This window comes from Anaerobacillus sp. 63XJN7_5_ISO-PGPR-S23-430, from assembly GCF_056173695.1.
This window is the reverse complement of record NZ_CM149686.1, coordinates 2,633,450-2,656,704: the sequence shown is the minus strand read 5'-3', so window position 1 is coordinate 2,656,704 and position 23,255 is coordinate 2,633,450. Positions and strand designations below refer to the sequence as shown.

Below are 23,255 nucleotides of genomic sequence, written 5' to 3'. Positions count from 1 at the left end.
ATGGCTAAGAAGGAAAGACTTGATGTAATCCTTGTTAATCGTGGACTAATCGATACAAGAGAAAAAGCAAAAAGAGCGATCATGGCTGGCCTTGTATTTTCGGAAACAGAAAGAATGGACAAGCCGGGTGTGAAAGTAGCAGAAGACATTAGTTTACAAATAAAAGGTGATACGCTTCGTTATGTTGGACGCGGTGGTTTAAAACTTGAGAAGGCGATTAACGTCTTCTCTCTTCTCACCGAAAACAAAGTTGTATTGGATATCGGCTCATCTACAGGTGGGTTTACGGATTGCGCGCTGCAAAATGGTGCTTCACTCGTGTATGCACTTGATGTTGGTTATAATCAATTAGCTTGGAAATTACGTGTAGATGACCGAGTAGTTGTTAAAGAAAGAACAAATTTTAGATATGCAGAGAAAGCAGACTTTGAACAGGGGTTGCCAGATCTTGCCACCATAGATGTCTCTTTTATTTCCTTAAAGTTGATTTTGCCAGTTCTTAAGCAGATCCTAAAAGAAAATGGAGAAGTGATTGCACTTGTAAAACCTCAATTCGAAGCTGGAAGAGGAGAAGTTGGGAAAAAAGGAATCGTACGTGATAAAAAAATTCACTTACGTGTACTAATAGAAATGATGGACTTCGCGACTAAAGAAGGCTATCAGATCAAAGGCATCTCTTTTTCTCCAATAACCGGTGGTGAAGGAAATATCGAATTTCTATTATACTTGGGCTGGCAGCAGGATATGGTTAACGAAACAATTCCTACGCCTGAAGAAGTTGTAGAAGAAGCGCATCAAAAGTTATAGAGGATACACGCTGTGTGTCCTTTTTCTCGTTCGTCACTGTACCAGAGAAGATATTCGTATTTAGTCCAGAAAATATCTTTTTACGAGTGAATATTTATGAGGGTCTATACAAAAGAGAAGCGTGGCTATATAATAAGGCTGTCAGATTTTACTTACCGGAACTTCTGGAGGTTATACAATGAATAAAGGACAACGTCATATCAAAATTCGTGAAATGATTGCCAATCAAGATGTTGAAACACAAGATGAACTTGTGTATTGCCTGAAGAGCGCTGGCTTTAATGTAACTCAAGCCACTGTTTCACGGGATATTAAAGAACTTCATCTTGTTAAAGTGCCAACAATTGATGGTAGATACAAATACAGTCTTCCTGCAGATCAGCGCTTTAATCCACTTCAGAAATTGAAGAGAACATTAACAGATGCATTTATTAGCATAGATCATGCGGATCATCTTATCGTTATGAAAACGCTTCCTGGTAATGCGAATGCGATTGGTGCGCTAATAGATAATTTAGACTGGGAAGAAATCATGGGAAACATTAGCGGAGATGATACTATATTAATCATTTGCAAAAGTGCTGATGCTGCACCTATGTTATCACAACGCTTTATTGACATGCTTTAGGAAAATGAAAGAGGATCTTTTGAAGGTGGGAGAATATGTTAGCGGAACTATCCATTCGTAATTTTGCGATCATAGAAGCGATCACCGTTTCATTTGATCGTGGATTAACAGTCCTTACTGGAGAAACGGGCGCAGGTAAATCCATTATCATAGATGCCATTGGACTTTTAGTTGGTGGGAGAGGTTCTGCTGAATTCGTTCGTTATGGAACAAAAAAAGCAGAAATCGAAGGGTTGTTTCACATTGAACCTGAGCATCCAACAGTTCAAAAACTTGAGGACGTTGGGATTGAGTTTACTGATGATATGGTCGTATTGCGACGTGATATCTCAAATACTGGTAAGAGCATTTGTCGAGTCAATGGAAAGTTAGTCACACTCGGGATTTTAAGGGAAATTGGTCAAACACTTATTGATATACATGGGCAGCATGAACACCAAGATTTGATGCAATCAGACAAACATTTAACGTTGCTCGATCAATTTGGTGACCGTGCTATTAGTCCGGCGTTAGTGGAATATCGAGACATTTTTCAAAGATACAAGAAAATTCAGCAGCAGATGAAGAATCTGACAGAAAACGAACAACAAATGGCACATAGATTAGATTTAATTCAATACCAACTTGAAGAAATTTCAAAAGCAGAATTATCTCCAAATGAAGATGAAGAATTAATGGAAGAGAAGCTACGTCTTGGCAATTTTGAGAAATTATTTTCTGCTCTTCAAGATGTCTATCATTCTCTGCATGGAGATAATAAAGGATTAGACTGGGTAGGACTTGCGATGGCGCAACTTGAATCAGTAACTGATCTTGATGAGGAATTACAAGGATACCACGAAGAAGTAGCTAATCAATTTTATCTGCTTGAAGAAACGGCTGGAAAGTTAAATACATATCGAGATCAACTTGAATTTGATCCTGCTCGTCTAGATTTTGTAGAAGAGCGTCTTAATGAAATACAGGTGCTCAAAAGGAAATACGGTGAATCGGTAGAAGAAATTTTGGAATATGCTGCTTCTATTGAAGATGAAGTCGATGAACTTGTAAATAGAGAAGACCGCGTAGAAGAGCTTGAATCCAATTTAAAAGGTATTAAAGCGGACCTGACCGTAGAAGCGGAAAACCTTACAAGACTTCGTAAAAAGGTCGCCAGTGATCTTGTAGAGGCGATTCATCATGAACTTAGAGATTTATATATGGGAAAGACAGAATTTGCTATTCATTTTAACGACTTAAATAATAAAAAAGAATCCTTTCACAGATCAGGACAAGATGATATTGATTTCATGATCTCTACAAATCCAGGTGAGCCGCTTAAAGAGCTTTCAAAAACAGCATCTGGCGGAGAATTATCACGTATAATGCTAGCGTTAAAATCCATCTTTTCAAAACACCAGGGAATAACCTCTATTATTTTTGATGAGGTTGATACAGGTGTTAGTGGAAGAGTTGCTCAAGCGATGGCTGAGAAGATTCAGCGCCTTTCTTCTGGTTCACAAGTTCTTGTTATTACACATCTTCCTCAGGTTGCCGCAATGGCTGACCATCACCTTTATATTTCTAAAGAAGAAACGGGTGAAGGGCGAACAAAGACAAGTGTTGGTAATTTAAGTGATGAAGAACAAATTGAAGAACTTGGAAGAATGATATCTGGCGCTGAAATGACAGAGCTAACAAAGAAACATGCGAGAGAATTATTGCATCAAGCGAACCAAATAAAATCATGATTTGAAATGCTATCCAACTCAGGGTAGCATTTTCATTTTTAGAGGTTATAATAACCGCGACTCAAGGCAAAATTATAGATACAGCCATGTTGGAGGTGTGAGCAAGAGCGAGGAGAGTGAAGGATTGAAGATAGAGATGTTTCGTAAATTGTTAGGCGTAGTTCTCCTTGGTTTTTTAATTGCACTTGGTTTTTCAAAGCCAGTACAATTATTTTTAACTATCCCAGACGAGATTATCATGTTCGAAGGAGATCAAACTAGGATCTCATCTGTAATACCCGCTGTTGCTTCGCTAGGAAGTACAGAAGTGGCAAGCCTAGATCAGCAGCAAAGCAACCTTACGATAAACGGCAAAAAAAGCGGTTCTGATATTCTGGATTTAACGGTAGGCGATTTCCCGGTCAAAAAAGTTGGCGTGAAAGTTCTTCCTGATTTTAAGGTTATACCTGGAGGACAGTCTATAGGTGTTAAATTAAACACACGTGGGGTGTTAGTAGTTGGCCACCATTTAATTCATACAAATGAGGGAGATCGTTCTCCGGGAGAAATAGCAGATATACAAGTTGGCGATATTATTACTAAGATCAATGGTCAGACCGTTAAGAAAATGAGTGATATTGGAACAATTGTTAAGAAAGCCGGTAGCGACGGTAATGCACTAAAAGTTACAATCGTGAGAGAAAATGAAGAATTAAGTAAGAAGCTGATTCCGGTGAAAGATAAACAAAATGAATCATACCGGATTGGATTATATATACGTGATTCTGCAGCTGGAGTTGGAACATTAACATTTTACCATCCTAATACAAAGAAGTATGGTGCACTCGGACACGTTATATCTGATATGGATACAAAAAAGCCAATTGTAGTGAACCATGGAGAAATTTATCCATCATCTGTCACTTCTATTGAGAAAGGGAGCAATGGACATCCAGGTGAGAAGCTGGCTAGATTTTCTAATACGGCCCAAAAGCTTGGAACGATTACGCGCAACAGTCCATTTGGAATCTTTGGAGAAATGAATAATGAAGTCAAAAAAGGCATGTATGACCAACCAATGCCTATTGCACTTTCTCACCAAGTGAAGGAAGGTCCTGCCAAAATATTAACAGTGGTTAAAGGTAGTGAAGTAAAAGAATACGATGTAGAAGTGATCAGTTCAATACCACAGAAGTTTCCAGCTACAAAAGGAATGGTTATTAAGGTAACGGATTCTGAACTATTAAAAGAAACAGGTGGAATTGTACAGGGAATGAGTGGAAGTCCGATTATTCAAGAGGGAAAAGTAATCGGTGCAGTCACGCATGTGTTCGTCAATGATTCCACTTCAGGCTATGGTGTTCACATTGAATGGATGCTTGAAGAGGCTGGGATTAATATTTATGAAGAAAGTCGTCATGAGAAGCGAACAGCGAGCTAAAAAAAGCTCACTGTTCGCTTTCTTTCGTTTTTCAACCATGATATACTGTGGATGAAGAAAATTCGACAAAATTGAAAGAGTATTCAGAAAAAGTAGTAACGTGTAGTAAATTGATGAATAGCTAAGAATTATGTGGAATAAATATTGTTTTTAAAAGTTTTTAGAAATTTTAGAGGAAATTTACCAAATCCGTTGAATGTCTATACTACGGTAACCAAACTTGTGGAAGGAGAGACGGAACCGTGCAAAAAATAAAAGTATGTTTAGCTGATGATAATCGCGAATTAGTTAATTTGATTGAGGAATATATGTCACGACAGGAGGATATGGAGGTAGTCGGAACCGCTTCCAATGGTCAGGAGTGCTTGGAAGTGCTTGAAGATCACGAGCCTGATGTACTTGTTCTAGATATTATCATGCCTCATCTCGATGGCCTAGCAGTTCTGGAACGCTTACGTGAAATGAATTACACTTGTAGCGTTATTATGCTTACTGCGTTCGGACAAGAGGATGTAACCAAAAAAGCTGTGGACCTTGGAGCATCCTACTTTATTTTGAAGCCGTTTGATATGGATAATTTGGCAAGCCATGTGAGGCAGGTAAGTGGTAAGAAAACAACGTTTACCACAAATGGCGGATCATACAAACGCCCGCAACGAGAAAACAGACCAAGAAACCTTGATGCAAGTATCACTAGTATTATTCATGAAATTGGAGTTCCTGCACATATTAAAGGTTACATGTATTTGAGAGAAGCGATCACGATGGTTTACAATGATATTGAACTACTTGGATCTATTACGAAGGTCTTGTATCCAGATATCGCAAAGAAATTCAATACAACCTCTTCAAGAGTTGAGCGGGCTATCCGTCATGCAATCGAAGTAGCATGGAGTCGAGGGAATGTGGAGTCTATTTCCAATCTGTTTGGTTATACAGTAAGCATGTCAAAAGCAAAACCAACAAATAGTGAATTCATTGCGATGGTTGCCGATAAGCTTCGCATTGAGCACAATATGGATAATTATTCTCATAGCAGGTAAAGTGCACTATTAAATAATTTATAACGAAAAACAAAGCCCGAAATCAAAAGGGCTTTGTTTTTTTGTTATTGTTTCTTTGAAGAAAATTTCTGCTGCACTTTATTTCGCTTACGATCACGATAGAAAATAAACCCACCGACAAAAGAAAGACCGGCTATAAGAAAGACTAGACCGAGAATGAATTGAACAATAAGAGAATTGAACGGTGGGTTAAGTACACCGAAAAGAACGTCTCTCATTAATTTAATACCGATTACTCCTAAAATCCCTGGAATTAATACGATAAGTAAAGCGATTAACCTCATTACCCGCGCACCCTTTCTAGACATCACTAGTGTTATTGTAGCGAACTCTGAATAAAGTGTCTATGCGTGTTTGTACCGGATTTTGTTACAACGGCATTGAGAAATACTAAATGGATAATCAACACGATAAGTTAACATAGTCAAAAAAGTGAACCATGCATGATTTGTCAAAATAAGAAAAGAGATGTATGATAGGTATGAAATATATTGCATGTATAGGATGCAGGTGATGAATATTTGCGAACATGTATGATTGTAGGTGCCGGAAAAGGCGGGGTAGCACTTTTGGATATCTTACAAGAGACTGAAATGATGAATGTTATTGCAATGGTTGATTGTAATTTAGATGCGCCTGGTATTCTTAAAGCTCGTCAAAGCGGCATTGCTGTTTTTGACAATTGGAAAGTTGCACTAAAGCGTTTTGAAATCGATGTCATTGTTGAAGCTACTGGAAATGAGAGTGTTTTTGAAGAGATTAGAGACATGCGAGAGAAGCATACTGTATTGATTCCAGGTTCAGTTGCTAACATCGTCCTTAAGTTAATTGAAGAAAAAGAAGATTTAATTGACACTTTGCGCCATCAATCAAAACAGCAGGAAATTATTCTTGATTCTACTCATGACGGTATGATTGCGGTCAATATAAATGAAGAAGTGACGTTATTTAATCGGAGTGCTGAGAAAATTACCGGAATTTCCAAAACACATGCTGGTGGAAAAATAATTGGGTCTCTCATGGCCTCTAGCATGTTGCCTCGGGTTTTATCTTCCGGCCAGCCGGAAATTAATCAAGAGCAGCTTCTTCCAAATGGGAAAAAAATTATTACGACACGAATCCCGATGTTTGATGATGAAGGCAGACGAATTGGCGCATTAGCGGTTTTTAAAGACATGACAGCTATTGAGCAAATGGCACAAGAAGTTACTAATTTAAAAAGCGTGCAGTCAATGCTTGAAGCCATTATTCAATCATCTGATGAAGCGATTTCTGTTGTTGATGAACAAGGGAAAGGTCTAATGATCAATCCGGCTTATACGAGGTTAACGGGTCTTGAACATGACCAAGTTATTGGCAAGCCGGCGAGTACAGACATATCTGAAGGTGAAAGCATGCATATGCGTGTATTAAGGACCAGGAAGCCTGTGCGTGGTGTTCAGATGAAGGTTGGACCGAGTAAGAGAGAAGTTGTTGTTAATGTTTCTCCGGTTATTGTCGATGGCAGATTGAAGGGCAGTGTAGGCGTCATTCACGATATTTCAGAACTTCATTCATTGAATAGTCAACTGCAGAGAGCAAGACAAATTATTCGAACGCTTGAAGCGAAATATTCATTTGAAGATATTATAGGGAAATCAGAAGAAATGACGTTTTCTGTCCAGCAAGCAAAGCTTGCAGCCTCTACACCAGCAACCGTGCTCCTCCGTGGAGAATCCGGGACTGGGAAAGAACTATTTGCACATGCCATACATAATGCCAGTGATCGTAAGTACAACAAGTTTGTTAGAGTGAACTGTGCGGCTATTTCAGAATCACTATTTGAAAGTGAACTTTTTGGCTATGAGGACGGTGCGTTTTCAGGTGCCCGTCAAGGGGGGAAACGAGGACTTTTTGAAGAAGCGAATGGCGGAAGTATTTTTCTTGATGAAATTGGAGAGGTGTCATTAGGTACACAGGCGAAGCTTCTTCGCGTTCTTCAGGAACGTGAAATTGTTCGAGTGGGTGGAGCGAAGCCGGTTTCCATCAATGTAAGAATTATTGCAGCCACCAATGCAAAACTTGAAAAAAGAATAATCGATGGTTCATTTAGGGAAGATTTATACTATCGATTAAATCGTTTACCGATCCAAATCCCTCCACTAAGGCAACGCAAAGAAGATATTGCTTCACTTGCTGAGCATCTTCTTACAAAAATCAACCAAGATTATGGAAGAAACGTTGAGGGGATTACGTCATCAGCTATTGATTATTTAAAAAGCTATGATTGGCCTGGAAACGTTAGAGAATTTGAAAATGTACTTGGTAGAATTGTTATTCATATGGATACATCTGAAAGCATGATTGACCTTGAACATCTTCCGTCCTTATTAAGCGAAAAGAAAGACGCTGATTTATTGTCGGTAGAACGTACCCCTGACAAAATGCTATCCCAGTTAGTTGATGAATTTGAGAGGAAAACGATTCAGCAAACTCTTGAGCATTACGGTGGGAATAAAACTGCCACGGCAAAGGCGTTAGGAGTGTCACTTCGAAATTTGTATTATAAAATGGAGAAACACGAAATTGAAAAATCTAGCATGCAATAATTTGCATGGGTTGCGAATTATTGCATAGTTCAATAACCGCGAATCCTTGTTGCGTCAACAAGTGAGAATTGGCATGGAACTTGCATAATAGTATGATGGCGTAAAAGGAGGGACATCAATGAATCTAGATCAACTTGTGAAGAAGGTAGCGGAACAGCCGACTAAAACAGTTGCGCTTGCCTCCGCGGCAGATCAAGAAGTGATTGAAGCAGTTCATAAAGCCATTGACAAACAACTTGCTTCATTCATCCTTTACGGAGATCAGAACAAAATCGAGCAAATGCTAGATAATCACGGATTATCTCAATCAACATTTATCAAGGTTGTCCAGGCTCGATCAGACCAGGAGGCTTCGAGAGCTGCTGTTATGGCGGTTAGAAATGGAGAAGCTGATGTGTTAATGAAAGGAATGGTCTCCACTTCGGTTATTTTAAAAGAAGTTTTAAATAAAGGATATGGGTTACGAAAAGGAAAAGTACTTTCTCACATAGCTGCGTTTGACGTTCAGGGATACGAACGCCTGATCTTCGTGACAGACTCAGGTATGAATATTGCCCCGGATTTAACGCAAAAGGTTGAAATTGTTAAAAACGCTGTATATATTGCGAAAAGCATTGGTGTTACATTACCTAAAGTTGTACCGCTTGCTGCAGTAGAAGTGGTCAATCCTGCTATGCAGGCGACGCTTGATGCATCAGCACTTACACAAATGAATAATAGAGGTCAAATTGCTGATTGTATCATTGATGGACCACTTGCACTAGATAATGCTATTTCTGTCGAGGCTTCTGAGCATAAAGGGATAAAGAGTGAAGTTGCAGGTAAAGCAGATATTCTTCTTGTCCCTTCAATTGAAGTGGGGAATGCACTATATAAATCACTCGTTTATTTTGCAAATGCAAAAGTTGGTGGAGTTATTGCAGGTGCAAAGGCGCCAATTGTTTTAACTTCTCGAGCAGATAGTGCACAAAGTAAAGTTTATAGTATCGCGCTTGCGGTTAGTTCAGCTAAATAAATTTTTAGGAAAACAGAGAGGGAGATTTAAATGGAACTTTTTACTTATATGGAGAAATATGATTACGAACAAGTGGTAGTTTGTCAGGATAAAGCTTCAGGGTTAAAAGCGATTATCGCCATTCATGATACAACACTAGGACCAGCTCTTGGTGGTACAAGAATGTGGACATATGCTTCCGAAGAAGCGGCGTTTGAAGATGCTCTTCGTCTTGCAAAAGGGATGACTTACAAAAATGCTGCGGCTGGCTTGAATCTTGGAGGGGGAAAAACTGTTATTATTGGTGACCCTCGCAAAGACAAAAACGAAGCAATGTTCCGTGCGTTCGGTCGTTACATTCAGGGTCTAAATGGTCGTTATATTACTGCGGAAGACGTAGGTACAACAGTTCAAGATATGGATATGATCCACGAAGAGACAGAGTATGTAACGGGTATTTCACCGGCATTTGGTTCTTCTGGTAACCCTTCTCCTGTAACAGCATACGGTGTTTATGTTGGAATGAAGGCAGCTGCAAAAGAAGCTTTCGGTACCGATTCGTTAGAAGGTAAAACAGTAGCAGTTCAGGGAGTTGGGAATGTTGCATATAACCTTTGCAAACATCTTCACGAAGAAGGAGCTTCACTTGTAGTCACTGACATTAACAAAGAATCTGTTGATCGTGCAGTTGCTGATTTTGGAGCGAAAGCAGTCGATCCGGACGATATTTACGAAGTAGAGTGCGACATTTTCGCTCCTTGTGCACTTGGTGCCATTATTAATGACGAGACTATAGGGAAAATTAAAGCAAAAGTTATTGCAGGAGCGGCTAACAACCAGCTTCGCGAAACGTCTCATGGTGATCAGATTCACGAAATGGGTATCGTATATGCACCGGACTATGTAATTAACGCAGGTGGCGTTATTAACGTTGCTGATGAGCTTTATGGTTATAATCGCGATCGCGCTATGAAACGTGTTGATGGCATTTATGACACCATTGCGAAAGTCATTGAAATCTCTAAACGCGATGGTATTCCTACTTATGCAGCAGCTGACCGCCTTGCTGAAGAAAGAATTGAGCAAATGAAGCAATCAAGAAGCCAATTCTTAATGAATTCTCAGCACATTCTAGGTCATCGCAGATAAACGGAGGGTTTCGAGTGACAGATAAAGAATATCGACTTCTGGTAATCAACCCGGGATCAACATCGACTAAAATAGGTGTTTTTGATAATGAACGTGCCGTATTTGAGAAATCATTACGGCACGATACGGATGAGATTAATCAATTCAAAACCATCATCGATCAGTATGAATTCAGAAAAAACACTATTCTTGAAGCGTTAGATGAAGAAGATATTAACATTTCGAGGTTATCGGCAGTAGTAGGCCGTGGTGGTTTATTACGTCCCATTGAAGGGGGGACGTATTCAGTCAATGACATGATGCTCGAAGATCTTCGAAACGGTTTCTCAGGTGAACACGCTTCAAATTTAGGTGGAATTATTGCCTTTGAAATTGCTGAACAGCTAAATATTCCTTCTTTTATTGTAGATCCGGTTGTTGTGGATGAGCTTCAAGATGTGGCCCGTCTTTCGGGAGTGCCTGAAATAGAGCGCAAAAGTATATTTCATGCCTTAAACCAAAAGGCTGTTGCTAGAAGAGTTGCATCCCAACTGAATAGTAAATACGAAGAGTTGAACCTTATCGTAACTCATATGGGTGGGGGGATTACGGTAGGCGCGCATCATAAAGGGAAAGTTATTGATGTGAATAATGGTTTGCATGGGGAAGGTCCTTTCTCACCTGAACGTGCCGGTACAGTTCCGGTAGGAGAATTAGTATCTATGTGCTTCTCCGGAGAATACTATGCAGATGAAATTATGAAAAAGGTCGTTGGACAAGCTGGTTACGTTGGTTATCTGGGGACGAATGATGCTGTGAAAGTAGAGCGGCGAATCAGTGAAGGTGATGAGAGAGCAAAGCTCGTTTTTGACGCAATGGCATATCAAGTAGCAAAAGAGATCGGTGCTGCTAGCGCTGTTCTTGCTGGAGAGGTCGATGCGATTGTATTAACGGGTGGACTAGCATATGGTAAGCAGTTTGTATCTCAAATAACAGATCAGATTAAGTGGATCGCTGACGTTATTGTCCATCCTGGAGAAAATGAGCTCCAGGCTTTAGCTGAAGGTGGATTACGGGTGTTGAGAAAAGAAGAAAAGGCAAAAGTATACCCTGTTACTTCCGTAGAATCGACTGTCATGTAATGGTTATTAACTTTTTCATATGATTGTTACGACCTTAACTGTAAAAGGGAATAAATTGTTCTATAAAGGAGAATTTGAATGGCTGAAGAATATGATCTCGTCATTATGGGTGGAGGTACTGGTGGCTATGTAGCCGCTATACGGGCTTCACAACTTGGTCTCAAAACGGCAATTGTTGAAAAACGTGAACTTGGTGGAACATGTTTGCATCGTGGATGTATTCCTAGTAAAGCATTGCTTCGAAGTGCTGAAGTGTATGCTACTGCTAAGCACGGTGAAGAGTTTGGCGTTATGGCTAAAGAAATTGCCCTAGACTTTAAGAAAGTTCAAGAACGTAAACAAGGTATCGTTGACCAACTTCATAAAGGTGTTCAACACCTAATGAAGCAGGGGAAGATTGATGTATTTGAGGGCTTTGGTAGAATTCTTGGACCATCTATCTTTTCTCCAATGCCTGGTACGGTCTCAGTCGAGATGAATAACGGAGAAGAAAATGCAATGCTAATTCCCAAAAACGTTATTGTTGCAACTGGTTCTAAACCGCGTACGCTTCCAGGCCTTGAAATAGATGGCGAATATGTTATGACTTCTGATGAAGCGCTTCGTATGGAAAGTCTACCATCTTCGATCATCATTGTCGGCGGAGGCGTAATCGGGATTGAATGGGCTTCAATGCTTGTTGATTTTGGTGTAGACGTTACGGTTGTAGAATATGCGGATCGGATCGTACCAACAGAAGACAAGGATATCTCTAAAGAAGCGCATAAGCTTATGAAGAAAAAAGGAATCAAGCTTTTCACTGGGGCAAAGGTGATGGGTGATTCTCTTACAATAGATAATGGTGTCTCCATTGATGCTGAGCATGAAGGGGAAACCAAAACATTTACTGCTGACAAAATGCTTGTATCAGTTGGGCGTGAGGCAAATGTGAAAAACATTGGACTTGAGAACACGACGATCGAGGTAGACAAGGGTGTCATCCAGACCAATGAATATTACCAAACGAAAGAATCTCATATTTATGCGATTGGTGATGTTATTGGAGGAATGCAGCTAGCTCACGTGGCTTCTCATGAAGGGATTACCGCCGTTGAACATTTAGCGGATCAAAATCCTGAACCAATTGATTACACAATGGTTTCTAGCTGCATTTACAGCAGTCCAGAAATGGCAAGTGTAGGCTTGACAGAAAATCAGGCAAAAGAACAAGGTCATAATGTTAAGGTTGGGAAATTCCCTTTTAAAGCGATTGGCAAGGCGCTTGTTTTTGGGGAGTCTGATGGTTTTGTGAAAATTGTAGCTGATGCTGATAACGAGGATCTCCTTGGCGTACATATGATTGGTCCTCATGTAACAGATATGATTTCTGAAGCTGGTCTTGCAAAAGTACTAGATGCTGCATCATGGGAAGTGGCACATACAATCCATCCTCACCCTACATTATCCGAGGCAATTGGTGAAGCTGCGCTTGCAGTGGATGGAAAAGCAATTCATTCTTAATAAAGGTTATATAAGGAGGTAAAACATTATGGCTGAAAATCGTCATGAAGCATTAGGTCTCTCTGATGAAAGAGTGCTCGAAATGTTTGAAACAATGTTAATGGCTCGTAAAATTGATGAACGCATGTGGTTACTTAACCGAGCTGGGAAAATTCCATTTGTAATCTCTTGTCAAGGGCAGGAGGCAGCACAGGTAGGCTCTGCCCTTGCAATGGATCCAGAAAAAGATTTTGTCGCTCCTTATTATCGTGATATGGGAGTTGTCCTTGCGTTCGGTATGACTGCAAAAGACCTTATGCTATCTGGATTTGCGAAAGCAGAAGATCCAAACTCTGCAGGTCGTCAAATGCCTGGGCATTTCGGACAGAAGAAGAATAATATCATTACTGGGTCTTCTCCAGTAACAACGCAAGTACCACATGCGGTAGGATTTGCTCTTGCGGGGCGTATGGAAGGGAAAGATCTTGTCACATTCTGCTCATTCGGTGAAGGTTCATCGAACCAGGGTGATTTCCATGAAGCAGCAAACTTTGCTGGTGTTCATAAGTTACCAGTTCTATTCGTATGTGAAAACAATAAATATGCGATTTCAGTACCAGTTTCTAAGCAGTTAGCTTGTGAGAAAGTATCAGACCGTGCGATCGGTTATGGTATGCCAGGAGTAACTGTTGATGGAAATGATCCACTTGCTGTATATGAAGCATCAAAAGAAGCAGTTGAAAGAGGACGTCGCGGTGATGGTCCAACATTGATTGAGACAGTTTCTTATCGTTTAACGCCTCACTCAAGTGATGACGACGATCGCGCCTATCGTACGCGTGAGGAAGTAGAAGAAGCTAAGAAAAAGGATGCGATCATTACCTTTGCAGCTTATTTAAAAGAGGTTGGCGTTCTAACAGATGAGATTGAAAAAGAAATTCACGACCGTGTTCAAAAAGAGGTCGATGAAGCAACAGAATACGCAGAAAATGCGGATTATGCACCTGCCGAAGATGCAATGAAGCATGTATACGCAGAGTAAGGGGGAACCATTATGCCAGTTATTTCATATATTCAATCGATAACCCAGGCCCTAAGAGAAGAAATGCAGCGTGATAAGAAAGTCTTTGTATTAGGTGAAGATGTTGGGGTACGAGGTGGAGTTTTCCGCGCTACTGATGGTTTGTATGATGAGTTTGGAGAACAACGAGTGATTGATACTCCACTTGCAGAGTCTGCTATCGCGGGCGTTGGTATCGGTGCTGCAATGTATGGGATGCGTCCTGTAGCTGAAATGCAGTTTGCTGATTTCATCATGCCTGCGGTCAATCAAATCGTATCAGAAGCGGCAAAAATTCGTTATCGTTCTAACAATGATTGGAGCTGTCCAATTACCATTCGTGCTCCTTATGGTGGTGGAGTGCATGGTGCTCTTTATCATTCGCAATCTGTCGAAGCGCTTTTTGCTAATGTACCGGGACTTAAAATTGTTATGCCATCAACTCCTTACGATGCAAAAGGATTACTAAAAGCAGCGATTCGTGATGACGATCCAGTTCTTTTCTTTGAGCATAAACGAGCTTATCGTTTAATTAAAGGACAGGTGCCTGAAGAAGAGTATACGCTTCCCATAGGAAAAGCGGATGTGAAGCGTGAGGGTGACGATATCACGGTTATTACATACGGTCTAAGCGTTCACTTTGCCCTTCAAGCAGCCGAGAAGCTTGAGAAAGACGGTATTTCTGCTCATGTTCTTGATCTTCGAACAGTATACCCGCTTGATCGTGAAGCGATTGTAGAAGCGGCGAAGAAGACAGGAAAGGTTCTTCTTGTTACAGAGGATAATAAAGAAGGAAGCATTATTAGTGAAGTTTCAGCGATTATTGCGGAAGAGTGTCTTTTTGATCTTGACGCTCCAATTCAACGCCTTGCAGGACCTGATGTCCCATCAATGCCGTATTCTCCTCCGATGGAGAAATATTTCATGTTAAATCCTGATAAAGTCGAGAAAGCGATGCGTGAATTAGCTGAATTTTAAACCGTGGGATGAATAGGAGGGATTAGAGTGGCAGTTGAAAAAATACTCATGCCCCAGTTGGGCGAGAGTGTCACAGAAGGTACAATTGAGAAATGGCTAGTTGAAGTTGGCGATACTGTTAATAAGTACGATCCAATTGCGGAAGTAAATACTGATAAAGTGAATGCGGAAGTTCCATCATCTTATACAGGCGTAATTAAAGAGCTTGTAGCTGCAGAAGGCGATACGATTGAAGTAGGCGAACTGGTTTGCTATATCGATATTGAAGGTGGAGCATCAGAAGAAAAGCAAGAAGAATCTACTGGTCAAAAAGCGATAGAGAATATATCTGAAGATAAAAAAGATCAAGAAGAAGTAGATCAGCCGATGAAACGTCGTTATTCACCAGCTGTTCTCCGTATGGCTCAGGAAAACAATCTTGATCTTGAACAAATAAGCGGTTCTGGTAAAGGTGGGCGTATTACCCGTAAAGATATCCAGAAGGTGATTGAGTCAGGTGAAATGCCAGCACCTAAAGAAGAACCTAAAGCTGTTAGCAAGAAGGAAGAGAAGAAAGAAGCTCCAAAAGCTCCAGTGAAAGAAACTTCTGAAGGAAAAGGAGCAGATGTTCCTGTAGCAGAAGGGGATATTGAAATTCCTGTTACTGGTGTTCGTCGTGCGATTGCCAACAATATGCTTCGCAGTAAGCATGAAGCGCCACATGCATGGACGATGATTGAAGTTGACGTAACGAATCTCGTTGAATATCGAAATGGGATAAAAGATGACTTTAAGAAGAAGGAAGGATATGGCTTAACGTTCTTTGCGTTCTTTGTTAAAGCTGTCGTAGAAGCTCTGAAAGAATTCCCTCAAATGAATTCAATGTGGGCTGGCGATAAGATCGTTCAGAAAAAAGATATTAATATTTCCATTGCTGTAGGAACAGATGAATCTCTTTTCGTCCCTGTTATTAAAAATGCAGACGAAAAATCAATTAAAGGCATTGCTCGCGAAGTGAAAGAGCTTGCTCAAAAAGCCAAAACGGGTAAATTGAAGGGTGAAGAAATGCAGGGTGGAACATTCACTGTGAATAACACTGGGTCTTTCGGCTCTGTTCAATCCATGGGGATTATAAACTATCCTCAAGCAGCCATTCTTCAAGTTGAGAGTATTGTGAAGCGTCCTGTAGTTATGAACAACGGTATGATTGCTGTTCGTGATATGGTTAACCTTTGCCTTTCTCTTGACCATAGAGTTCTAGATGGCATGATTTGCGGTAAGTTTCTTGCTCGGGTAAAAGAAAATCTAGAGACGATTTCAAAAGACAATACTTCCGTTTATTAAGAAATACAGCCGTCCCTACTCGGATGGCTGTTTTTTTTGATAAAGTTTGAAAGCGTTTCTTGGAAAAGTATAGGGATTCGCGATACAATAAGAGAGAAGCTTTCATGATAAAGGGAGGAATATAAAATGTCTATGGACTTTAATTTATTTATGAACGACGTTGTTGCAACAGCTCGTGAAGAAATCAAAGCAGCAGGATATAAAGAATTAACAACTTCTGAAGAAGTAGAAGAGGTTGTGACAAGTAAAGGAACAACGCTTGTGATGGTAAACTCTGTATGTGGATGTGCAGGAGGGGTTGCGCGACCGGCTGCAAAAATGGCTATTACAAACGAGAAGGTGCCAGATCAACTTGTAACTGTGTTTGCAGGTCAAGATAAAGAGGCTACAGCAACAGCACGTTCATACTTCAAAGGTTTTGCACCATCTTCTCCATCGTTTGCTATATTAAAAGACGGAGAAATTATTAATATGGTTGAACGTCATGAAATCGAAGGTAGCGATCCTGAAGAAGTATCTGGAATGCTACAATACTTATTTAATAAATATTGTTAAATTGAACTCATTTACTCAAAAGCACCAGGCAAACTTGCCTGGTGCTTTTTTGCATATAATATTAGTTTCTGCTTCTTTAATTAAGAAGGAACAAGAGGGTTTTTTGTTTAATAATACAGAATAAACCGAATTTAACAACTTTAATTTATATGAAATAATATGAAATAATATGAATAAATATGTAGAAATCTAAATTATTATCTGCTATAGTAATCAATATACAAAAAAACGAATTATTATACATTGATCAGGGGGAATTAAAATGAAGAAAAATTGGCTAATGGTTATGGTTGGATTATTCATGGTGATGGCACTAGTTGCATGCGGATCTTCAAATGAAAATTCGAACGAAGAAGAAAGTGGAGGTTCATCTGAAGAAACGCTCATTATGGGAACTTCAGCTGATTATCCGCCGTTTGAATACATTGATTCTGCAAAAGGAGAAGATATTATTGGTTTTGACGTCGATATTGCAAACTACATCGCTGATGAGTTGGGATATAATGTGGAAATTAAAGATATGGATTTTAGCGGATTAATTACAGCACTAAGTAGTGAACGTGTTGATTTCGTTCTTGCAGGAATGACGCCTACAGATGAACGTAAGGAAAATGTCGATTTCTCAGAAATTTATTATTCAGCTAATCACATGGTTGTTTCTTTATCAGATAATAAAATGTCAAAGCCAGAAGACCTTAACGGAGCAAAAGTTGGTGTTCAGCTTGGATCGATTCAAGAAGATAAAGCGAATGAGCTAAAAGACAGTGGAATAAATATGGAGATTATCACATTAAATCGAATTCCAGAACTGATTCAAGAACTTAAGTCAGGACGTTACGATGCCATTATTATTGAAGATACGGTAGCGAAGGGCTACTTAGAAAGTAATGAAGATTTAACTGGTGAGAACCTTCCTAATACCGAGGAAGCAGGGTCAGCTGTCGCTTTTCCAAAAGATAGTGAACTGACTGAAGAATTTGACGAAGTAATTAAAGAAATGAAAGAAAATGGCAAGATGGACGAGCTTATTGAAAAATGGTTTGGTCAAGACACTGTAGAATAACACCTTAGAAGAAAGGATGATCAGGCATGGATTTGGATTTCAGCCAATTCGTGCCTAATATTCCCTACATCCTGCAAGGAATATTGGTCACGTTAAAGTTTGTAAGTGTATCTGCAATAGTAGGATTTGTGCTTGGTACGGTTCTCGCATTATTTAAAATTGGTAGAGTAAAGGTTCTAACTTGGATAGCTGATGCCTATACTTCCGTTTTCCGGGGAACGCCACTTATTTTACAGCTACTATTATTCTATCATGCAACTCCTCAGCTAACGGGTTATGATATTTCAGCTTTTGAAGCCGGTGTCCTTTCATTTGGTCTAAATTCAGCTGCATATATTTCCGAAATTATTCGGGCTGGAATTCGTGCAGTAGACAGCGGACAGAATGAAGCGGCTGCTGCATTAGGTATACCTTATCGTCCGATGATGAAGGATATCATTCTACCACAGGCTATGAAAAACATTTTACCTGCACTCATGAATGAATTTATTACATTAACGAAGGAATCAGCGATTGTATCTGTTATTGGTGTGTTTGATATTATGAGAAGAAGTCAAATAGTGGCTGCAGAGAAGTTCAAGTATTTTGAGCCGTTACTTATTGCGGGGATCATTTATTACTTACTCGTTATGATATTAACTCTAGTTGGAAAAATGGTGGAAAGGAGAATGAGCCGGAGTGATTAAAATAGACAATTTACACAAGAAGTTTGGAACTCTTGAAGTATTAACTGATATTCAAACAACGATTCAAAAAGAAGAAGTAGTTGCAATTATTGGACCTTCTGGATCTGGTAAATCAACTCTTCTTCGATGTATGAATCAATTAGAAAATGCAACCTCCGGAACAATCTGGGTAGATGATAAAAAATTAACAGATCCCACTACAAACGTCATGGAGTTACGTCAGTCTATTGGGATGGTGTTCCAGCATTTTCACCTTTTTCCTCATAAAACAGTATTGGAAAATCTTATTTATGCCCCAATGAAAGTAAAAGGATTAAAGCGAGAGGCTGCTGAGAAAAAAGCACATGAGCTCCTATTGCAAGTTGGGCTTTCAATGAAGGCGAATGAATATCCGAAACGGCTTTCTGGAGGTCAAAAGCAACGTGTAGCCATAGCTAGAGCCCTAGCTATGGAACCTGAGTATATGTTGTTTGATGAACCGACTTCTGCACTCGATCCTGAAATGGTAAAAGAAGTTCTTGATGTAATGAAGGATCTTGGTCAATCAGGGATGACTATGGTGATTGTTACACATGAAATGGCTTTTGCAAGAGAAGCAGCTGATCGTATCCTTTTTCTTGATGGAGGAAAGCTTGTGGAAGAAAGTGAACCTGCAGTATTCTTCAATGAACCAAAAACAGATCGAGCAAAAGCATTCTTAGAAAAAGTGTTATGAAGTGAGCCTATGGCTCACTTTTTTTGTTGAGTATAAGATAAAGCGTCTGAATTGGATATATAATCGGACTATCACAACTATAGAATGTAAGGTTTTATTGTGAAAATATTTTTTTGAAAGCGCTATTTAAAGAGAATTTGCTGTTCAACGATTCGAAAATGGTTTAGACTCTGATAATTGAAGGATATTAAAGTAGTAAGTCATATTTGGAAGGAAGTATCTTTATTGAAAGTGAAAATTGGTTATAGAACGGTAAAAACGGCAATAGGTACTGGTGTTGCGATAACAATCGCCCAATTGTTTTCTCTTGATAACTACGTTTCTGCTGGCATACTTACCATTCTTTGTATAAAACCGACGACTAAACGGTCTTTTCGAAGTTCATGGGAACGATTTCTAGCTTGTTTACTCGGAATTGTGTTTAGCGCTGTATTTTTTGAAGGAATCGGATATACACCGTTTAGCATCTCACTATTGTTGCTTTTCTTTATACCAGCCGTTGTCGCCATCAAGGCAACCGAAGGCGTTATTACAAGCTCAGTTATCATTCTCCATATTTATAATTTTAATCAAGTAAGCTGGGACATTGTATGGAACGAAGTAGCTATTATTGTTATTGGTATAGGTGTTGCTCTTCTATTTAACCTCTATATGCCAAGTCTTGAGAAAGATTTATTGAATATTAGAAAACAAATTGAAGAGAAGTTTTCTGTGATCTTAATGGAATACGCGGTTTATCTTCGAGAAGGTGAAAGCAACTGGGACGGTAAAGAAATCATTGAAGTAGGTGATTTGCTTCAGTATGCGAAGAACTTAGCTCTTAAAGATATCGAAAATCATATGATTCGCGATGATGATAAGTACTATGTTTATTTCAAAATGCGAGAAAAACAATTTACGATATTAGAGAGAGTGTTGCCGATTATTTCTTCACTCGATCAAACATATATTCACGGTCGTAAAATTGCCGATTTTATGGAAAAGCTTAGTGAAGCTGTTAAACCCCAAAATACTGCGAATCTTTTTCTAGAAGAGCTTGAATCCATGAGAGAAGAATTTAGGAATTCGCCGTTACCTGTTGCTCGAGACGAATTTGAAACGCGGTCAGCTCTTCTATATTTTCTAAATGAAATCGAACAATATTTGCTATTAAAACGATACTTTAAACCGGGAGCTTTCTCAAAATCCGAATGAATTGAATAAATGGATGCATGATAGATACTAAAAGGGGTGTTAGACTATGACTTCTTTCTTACTATCGATATATCTCTCTGTGTCCATTCTTTTCCCGTTCGGTAATCAGCCTAACGCCGGAGATCCGTTTCTTATCGTTAACAAGATGACAAATAAGCTTGCTTTCATTAATGACAATGAAATTCAACGTGTTTTACCAGTAGCGACCGGTCGAAGTATAGAAGATACACCAGAAGGGCTTTTTACAATCATTATAAAAGCAGAAGACCCTTATTACAGAAAGAAAAACATAAAGGGTGGTGGGAAAGACAATCCACTTGGTACAAGGTGGATTGGGTTTGATGCAAAAGGTACAGATGGTCGGATTTACGGTGTCCATGGTACTAATCGTCCAGATTCAATTGGTGAATATATAACGGCGGGGTGCATACGTCTTTTAAATAAAGAGGTTGAGTCGCTTTTTGAGGTCGTTCCAATTGGAACGAAAATCATGATTACTACGAGTGAGAACGATTTTTATGAGCTTGGAGTTGAATCTGGAGCCCTATCTAAGGATAAAGCTATTTTAGATCATAAAGGAGCCCAAAATTAACTTCGTTCATAGCTATGAATAATGATAGATACTAAAAGAGATTGCTTATACAAAGAAGAGGCTGTCAGCTGACAGCCTCTTCTTTGTATAGGATAAAAACTATTTCTTTATTTGGAAATGATTTTTTTGCTAAAACAATTCGTTATCAAAACAACATCGCAGTTGCTCCAGCAAACAAACTAAGAAGCATCGAGATAATCATAATATATACAACAATCTTTGTGGCTTTACGAGGCATGAGAGTCCCTCCCAAAATAAACATTCTATTGTCATTTTACATGGATTTCTTATGTTGGACAAGACAATCCTTCATGAAACGGTAGCGAGTATCGACAAATTTTGTAGTTCTAGAAGGAAAACGCTTACTTAATGAAGAATTAGATATAAGTTAGACATCTAAATTTCGAATTAATTCTATAGCAAGACAACTAGGGAGGAATGGGGATGGAGACAGAGAAGAAAGATTTTCAAACTCAATTTGAGGAATGGAAAGAACTAACTGAAAAACTTATTGAGAAGTTTCCGGAGAAGAAAGAAGCGTTTAAGACGAGCTCTGGAATTGATATAGACCGTTTGGGACATCCAGAAACTTTGGATGAGAACTACATGGAGAAATTGGGCTTACCAGGACAATATCCATATACAAGAGGTATTCAACCAACGATGTACCGAGGTAGAACATGGACAATGAGACAGTATGCGGGGTTTGGATCAGCTGAGGAAACCAACCGTCGCTTTAGATATTTACTTGATCAAGGTCAAACTGGATTATCAGTAGCCTTCGATCTTCCTACACAGATCGGCTATGATTCAGACGATATGATGGCCAAAGGTGAAGTTGGTAAAGTGGGTGTTGCTATTGATTCACTCAATGATATGGAAGCGCTTTTACGAGATATCCCTCTTGATAAAGTCAGTACTTCCATGACCATTAATGCTCCAGCATCTGTATTGCTTGCTATGTATATTGTCGTTGCAGAAAAACAGGGAGTGTCACAGGCACAAATTTCTGGAACGATCCAAAATGATATTTTAAAAGAATACATCGCCAGAGGCACGTATATTTTTCCACCAAAACCATCTATGAGACTTATCACAGACATTTTCGCTTATTGTGCTGAGCATGTACCGCGATGGAATACGATTAGTATATCAGGCTATCACATAAGAGAAGCGGGATCGACAGCGGCCCAAGAGCTAGCTTTTACAATAGCTAACGGAATCGCTTATGTTGACGCAGCCATTGAAACTGGGTTAAAGGTCGATGACTTTGCACCAAGATTGGCCTTCTTCTTTAACGGACACAATCAGTTCCTTGAAGAAATTGCGAAGTTCAGAGCTGCGAGAAGAATTTGGGCAAAGATTATGAAGGAACGGTATGGAGCTAAAAAAGCGAAAAGCCTTCAGCTACGTTTTCACACTCAAGTAGCCGGATCAACGCTAACAGCCCAACAACCGGATAACAATATCGTTCGAGTTACCATTCAGGCGCTTGCAGCAGTATTAGGTGGTACCCAGAGTTTGCATACGAATGCAAAGGATGAAGCATTAGCGTTACCAACAGAAGATTCAGCACGGATTGCTCTTCGAACGCAGCAAATTATCGCGAATGAAAGTGGTGTTACGGATACGGTTGATCCGCTAGGAGGTTCTTTCTTTATTGAGAAACTAACTAATCAGTTAGAAGAGTATGTGTTTGATTATATTCGCAAGATTGATGATATGGGTGGTGCAGTCTCAGCTGTTGAGCAAGGTTATATGCAGCGGGAAATTCATCAAGCTTCTTATGAAACTCAAAAGAAAATCGAAAGCGGCGAAGAAGTCGTTGTTGGAATGAATCAATATACTCTAGAAGATGAACCAAAGCCTGAATTACATCGTATTGATCCGGAGCTTCAGCGCAAACAAATCGAGAAACTTGAATCGCTGCGCTCAACGAGAGAACCGAATCGAGTGAGCGCTCGGTTGGAAGAATTGAGAATGGGAGCTAAAGGAACTAGCAATTTAATGCCTCTTATTATTAACTGTGTTAGAGACTATTGCACGGTTGGCGAAATCTGCGGGGTACTTCGGGAAGAATTTGGTGAGTACACAGGAATCTAAACAAAC

General features: G+C 39.5%; 22 protein-coding genes. 20 read left to right on the top strand and 2 right to left on the bottom strand.

The genetic code is table 11. From position 1 onward, the window contains the following. The 5 genes from AC0VYJ_RS13990 to spo0A all read left to right on the top strand — a co-directional run bounded on the left by AC0VYJ_RS13990 (nt 1) and on the right by spo0A (nt 5,628). A complete protein-coding gene (locus AC0VYJ_RS13990; protein ID WP_475365462.1) occupies nt 1-807 on the top strand; it encodes a TlyA family RNA methyltransferase in 807 nt (268 codons plus the stop codon). 178 nt (nt 808-985) lie between these two features. Further along, nucleotides 986-1,435 (top strand): transcriptional regulator AhrC/ArgR, encoded by a 450-nt coding sequence (gene ahrC, locus AC0VYJ_RS13985; protein WP_098444159.1) that lies wholly within the window; start codon nt 986-988, stop codon nt 1,433-1,435. 35 nt (nt 1,436-1,470) lie between these two features. After that, nucleotides 1,471-3,165: a DNA repair protein RecN gene (gene recN, locus AC0VYJ_RS13980; protein ID WP_194222101.1), complete on the top strand. Its 1,695-nt coding sequence runs from the start codon at nt 1,471-1,473 to the stop codon at nt 3,163-3,165. 124 nt (nt 3,166-3,289) lie between these two features. Then, entirely contained in the window at nt 3,290-4,585 is a 1,296-nt protein-coding gene (spoIVB, locus tag AC0VYJ_RS13975; protein WP_430244683.1) for a SpoIVB peptidase, read from the top strand. A gap of 242 nt (nt 4,586-4,827) precedes the next feature. Next, nucleotides 4,828-5,628: a sporulation transcription factor Spo0A gene (gene spo0A, locus AC0VYJ_RS13970; protein WP_194222100.1), complete on the top strand. Its 801-nt coding sequence runs from the start codon at nt 4,828-4,830 to the stop codon at nt 5,626-5,628. A 65-nt stretch (nt 5,629-5,693) separates the two neighbouring features. Here spo0A and AC0VYJ_RS13965 read toward each other — a convergent pair whose 3' ends face one another. After that, nucleotides 5,694-5,933, bottom strand: a complete 240-nt coding sequence (locus AC0VYJ_RS13965) for a DUF2627 domain-containing protein (protein WP_430244680.1) — start codon at nt 5,931-5,933, stop codon at nt 5,694-5,696. A gap of 237 nt (nt 5,934-6,170) precedes the next feature. Between AC0VYJ_RS13965 and AC0VYJ_RS13960 the strand changes: the two genes are divergently transcribed. The 14 genes from AC0VYJ_RS13960 to AC0VYJ_RS13895 all read left to right on the top strand — a co-directional run bounded on the left by AC0VYJ_RS13960 (nt 6,171) and on the right by AC0VYJ_RS13895 (nt 21,146). Next, on the top strand, nt 6,171-8,237 hold the full coding sequence (locus AC0VYJ_RS13960) for a sigma 54-interacting transcriptional regulator (RefSeq protein WP_475365461.1): 2,067 nt from the start codon (nt 6,171-6,173) through the stop codon (nt 8,235-8,237). 118 nt (nt 8,238-8,355) lie between these two features. Further along, complete coding sequence (gene yqiS / locus AC0VYJ_RS13955) at nt 8,356-9,252, top strand: phosphate butyryltransferase (RefSeq protein WP_475365460.1); 897 nt, start codon at nt 8,356-8,358, stop codon at nt 9,250-9,252. A gap of 30 nt (nt 9,253-9,282) precedes the next feature. Beyond that, complete coding sequence (bcd, locus tag AC0VYJ_RS13950; protein WP_194222096.1) at nt 9,283-10,380, top strand: branched-chain amino acid dehydrogenase; 1,098 nt, start codon at nt 9,283-9,285, stop codon at nt 10,378-10,380. A 14-nt stretch (nt 10,381-10,394) separates the two neighbouring features. Then, nucleotides 10,395-11,501 carry a butyrate kinase gene (gene buk / locus AC0VYJ_RS13945; protein WP_475365459.1) on the top strand — a complete coding sequence of 369 codons (1,107 nt, stop codon included), beginning with the start codon at nt 10,395-10,397 and terminating at the stop codon, nt 11,499-11,501. A gap of 78 nt (nt 11,502-11,579) precedes the next feature. Continuing rightward, nucleotides 11,580-13,001 (top strand): dihydrolipoyl dehydrogenase, encoded by a 1,422-nt coding sequence (gene lpdA, locus AC0VYJ_RS13940; protein ID WP_475365458.1) that lies wholly within the window; start codon nt 11,580-11,582, stop codon nt 12,999-13,001. A gap of 28 nt (nt 13,002-13,029) precedes the next feature. Continuing rightward, on the top strand, nt 13,030-14,022 hold the full coding sequence (locus AC0VYJ_RS13935; RefSeq protein WP_475365457.1) for a thiamine pyrophosphate-dependent dehydrogenase E1 component subunit alpha: 993 nt from the start codon (nt 13,030-13,032) through the stop codon (nt 14,020-14,022). 12 nt (nt 14,023-14,034) lie between these two features. Beyond that, nucleotides 14,035-15,018 (top strand): alpha-ketoacid dehydrogenase subunit beta, encoded by a 984-nt coding sequence (locus AC0VYJ_RS13930; protein ID WP_475365456.1) that lies wholly within the window; start codon nt 14,035-14,037, stop codon nt 15,016-15,018. 27 nt (nt 15,019-15,045) lie between these two features. Beyond that, a complete protein-coding gene (locus AC0VYJ_RS13925) occupies nt 15,046-16,341 on the top strand; it encodes a dihydrolipoamide acetyltransferase family protein (RefSeq protein ID WP_430246966.1) in 1,296 nt (431 codons plus the stop codon). Between the two features lie 126 nt (nt 16,342-16,467). Continuing rightward, complete coding sequence (locus AC0VYJ_RS13920; protein WP_226614125.1) at nt 16,468-16,896, top strand: BrxA/BrxB family bacilliredoxin; 429 nt, start codon at nt 16,468-16,470, stop codon at nt 16,894-16,896. Between the two features lie 262 nt (nt 16,897-17,158). Continuing rightward, nucleotides 17,159-17,959, top strand: a complete 801-nt coding sequence (locus AC0VYJ_RS13915) for a transporter substrate-binding domain-containing protein (RefSeq protein WP_475365455.1) — start codon at nt 17,159-17,161, stop codon at nt 17,957-17,959. A 26-nt stretch (nt 17,960-17,985) separates the two neighbouring features. Beyond that, nucleotides 17,986-18,645, top strand: coding sequence for an amino acid ABC transporter permease (locus AC0VYJ_RS13910; RefSeq protein ID WP_194222088.1), 660 nt, complete (start codon nt 17,986-17,988; stop codon nt 18,643-18,645). Continuing rightward, nucleotides 18,638-19,360, top strand: a complete 723-nt coding sequence (locus AC0VYJ_RS13905; protein ID WP_430246964.1) for an amino acid ABC transporter ATP-binding protein — start codon at nt 18,638-18,640, stop codon at nt 19,358-19,360. The genes AC0VYJ_RS13910 and AC0VYJ_RS13905 overlap by 8 nt, the downstream gene beginning before the upstream one ends. A 225-nt stretch (nt 19,361-19,585) precedes the next feature. Beyond that, nucleotides 19,586-20,554, top strand: coding sequence for an aromatic acid exporter family protein (locus tag AC0VYJ_RS13900; protein WP_475365454.1), 969 nt, complete (start codon nt 19,586-19,588; stop codon nt 20,552-20,554). Nucleotides 20,555-20,600: 46 nt separating this feature from the next. After that, complete coding sequence (locus AC0VYJ_RS13895; RefSeq protein WP_475365453.1) at nt 20,601-21,146, top strand: L,D-transpeptidase; 546 nt, start codon at nt 20,601-20,603, stop codon at nt 21,144-21,146. Between the two features lie 145 nt (nt 21,147-21,291). On the opposite strand, the gene prli42 is transcribed toward AC0VYJ_RS13895, so the two are convergent. Next, nucleotides 21,292-21,384, bottom strand: coding sequence for a stressosome-associated protein Prli42 (gene prli42 / locus AC0VYJ_RS13890; protein ID WP_142329569.1), 93 nt, complete (start codon nt 21,382-21,384; stop codon nt 21,292-21,294). A gap of 206 nt (nt 21,385-21,590) precedes the next feature. Between prli42 and AC0VYJ_RS13885 the strand changes: the two genes are divergently transcribed. Beyond that, complete coding sequence (locus AC0VYJ_RS13885) at nt 21,591-23,249, top strand: acyl-CoA mutase large subunit family protein (protein ID WP_475365452.1); 1,659 nt, start codon at nt 21,591-21,593, stop codon at nt 23,247-23,249. The last annotated feature ends 6 nt before the right edge of the window (nt 23,250-23,255 follow it).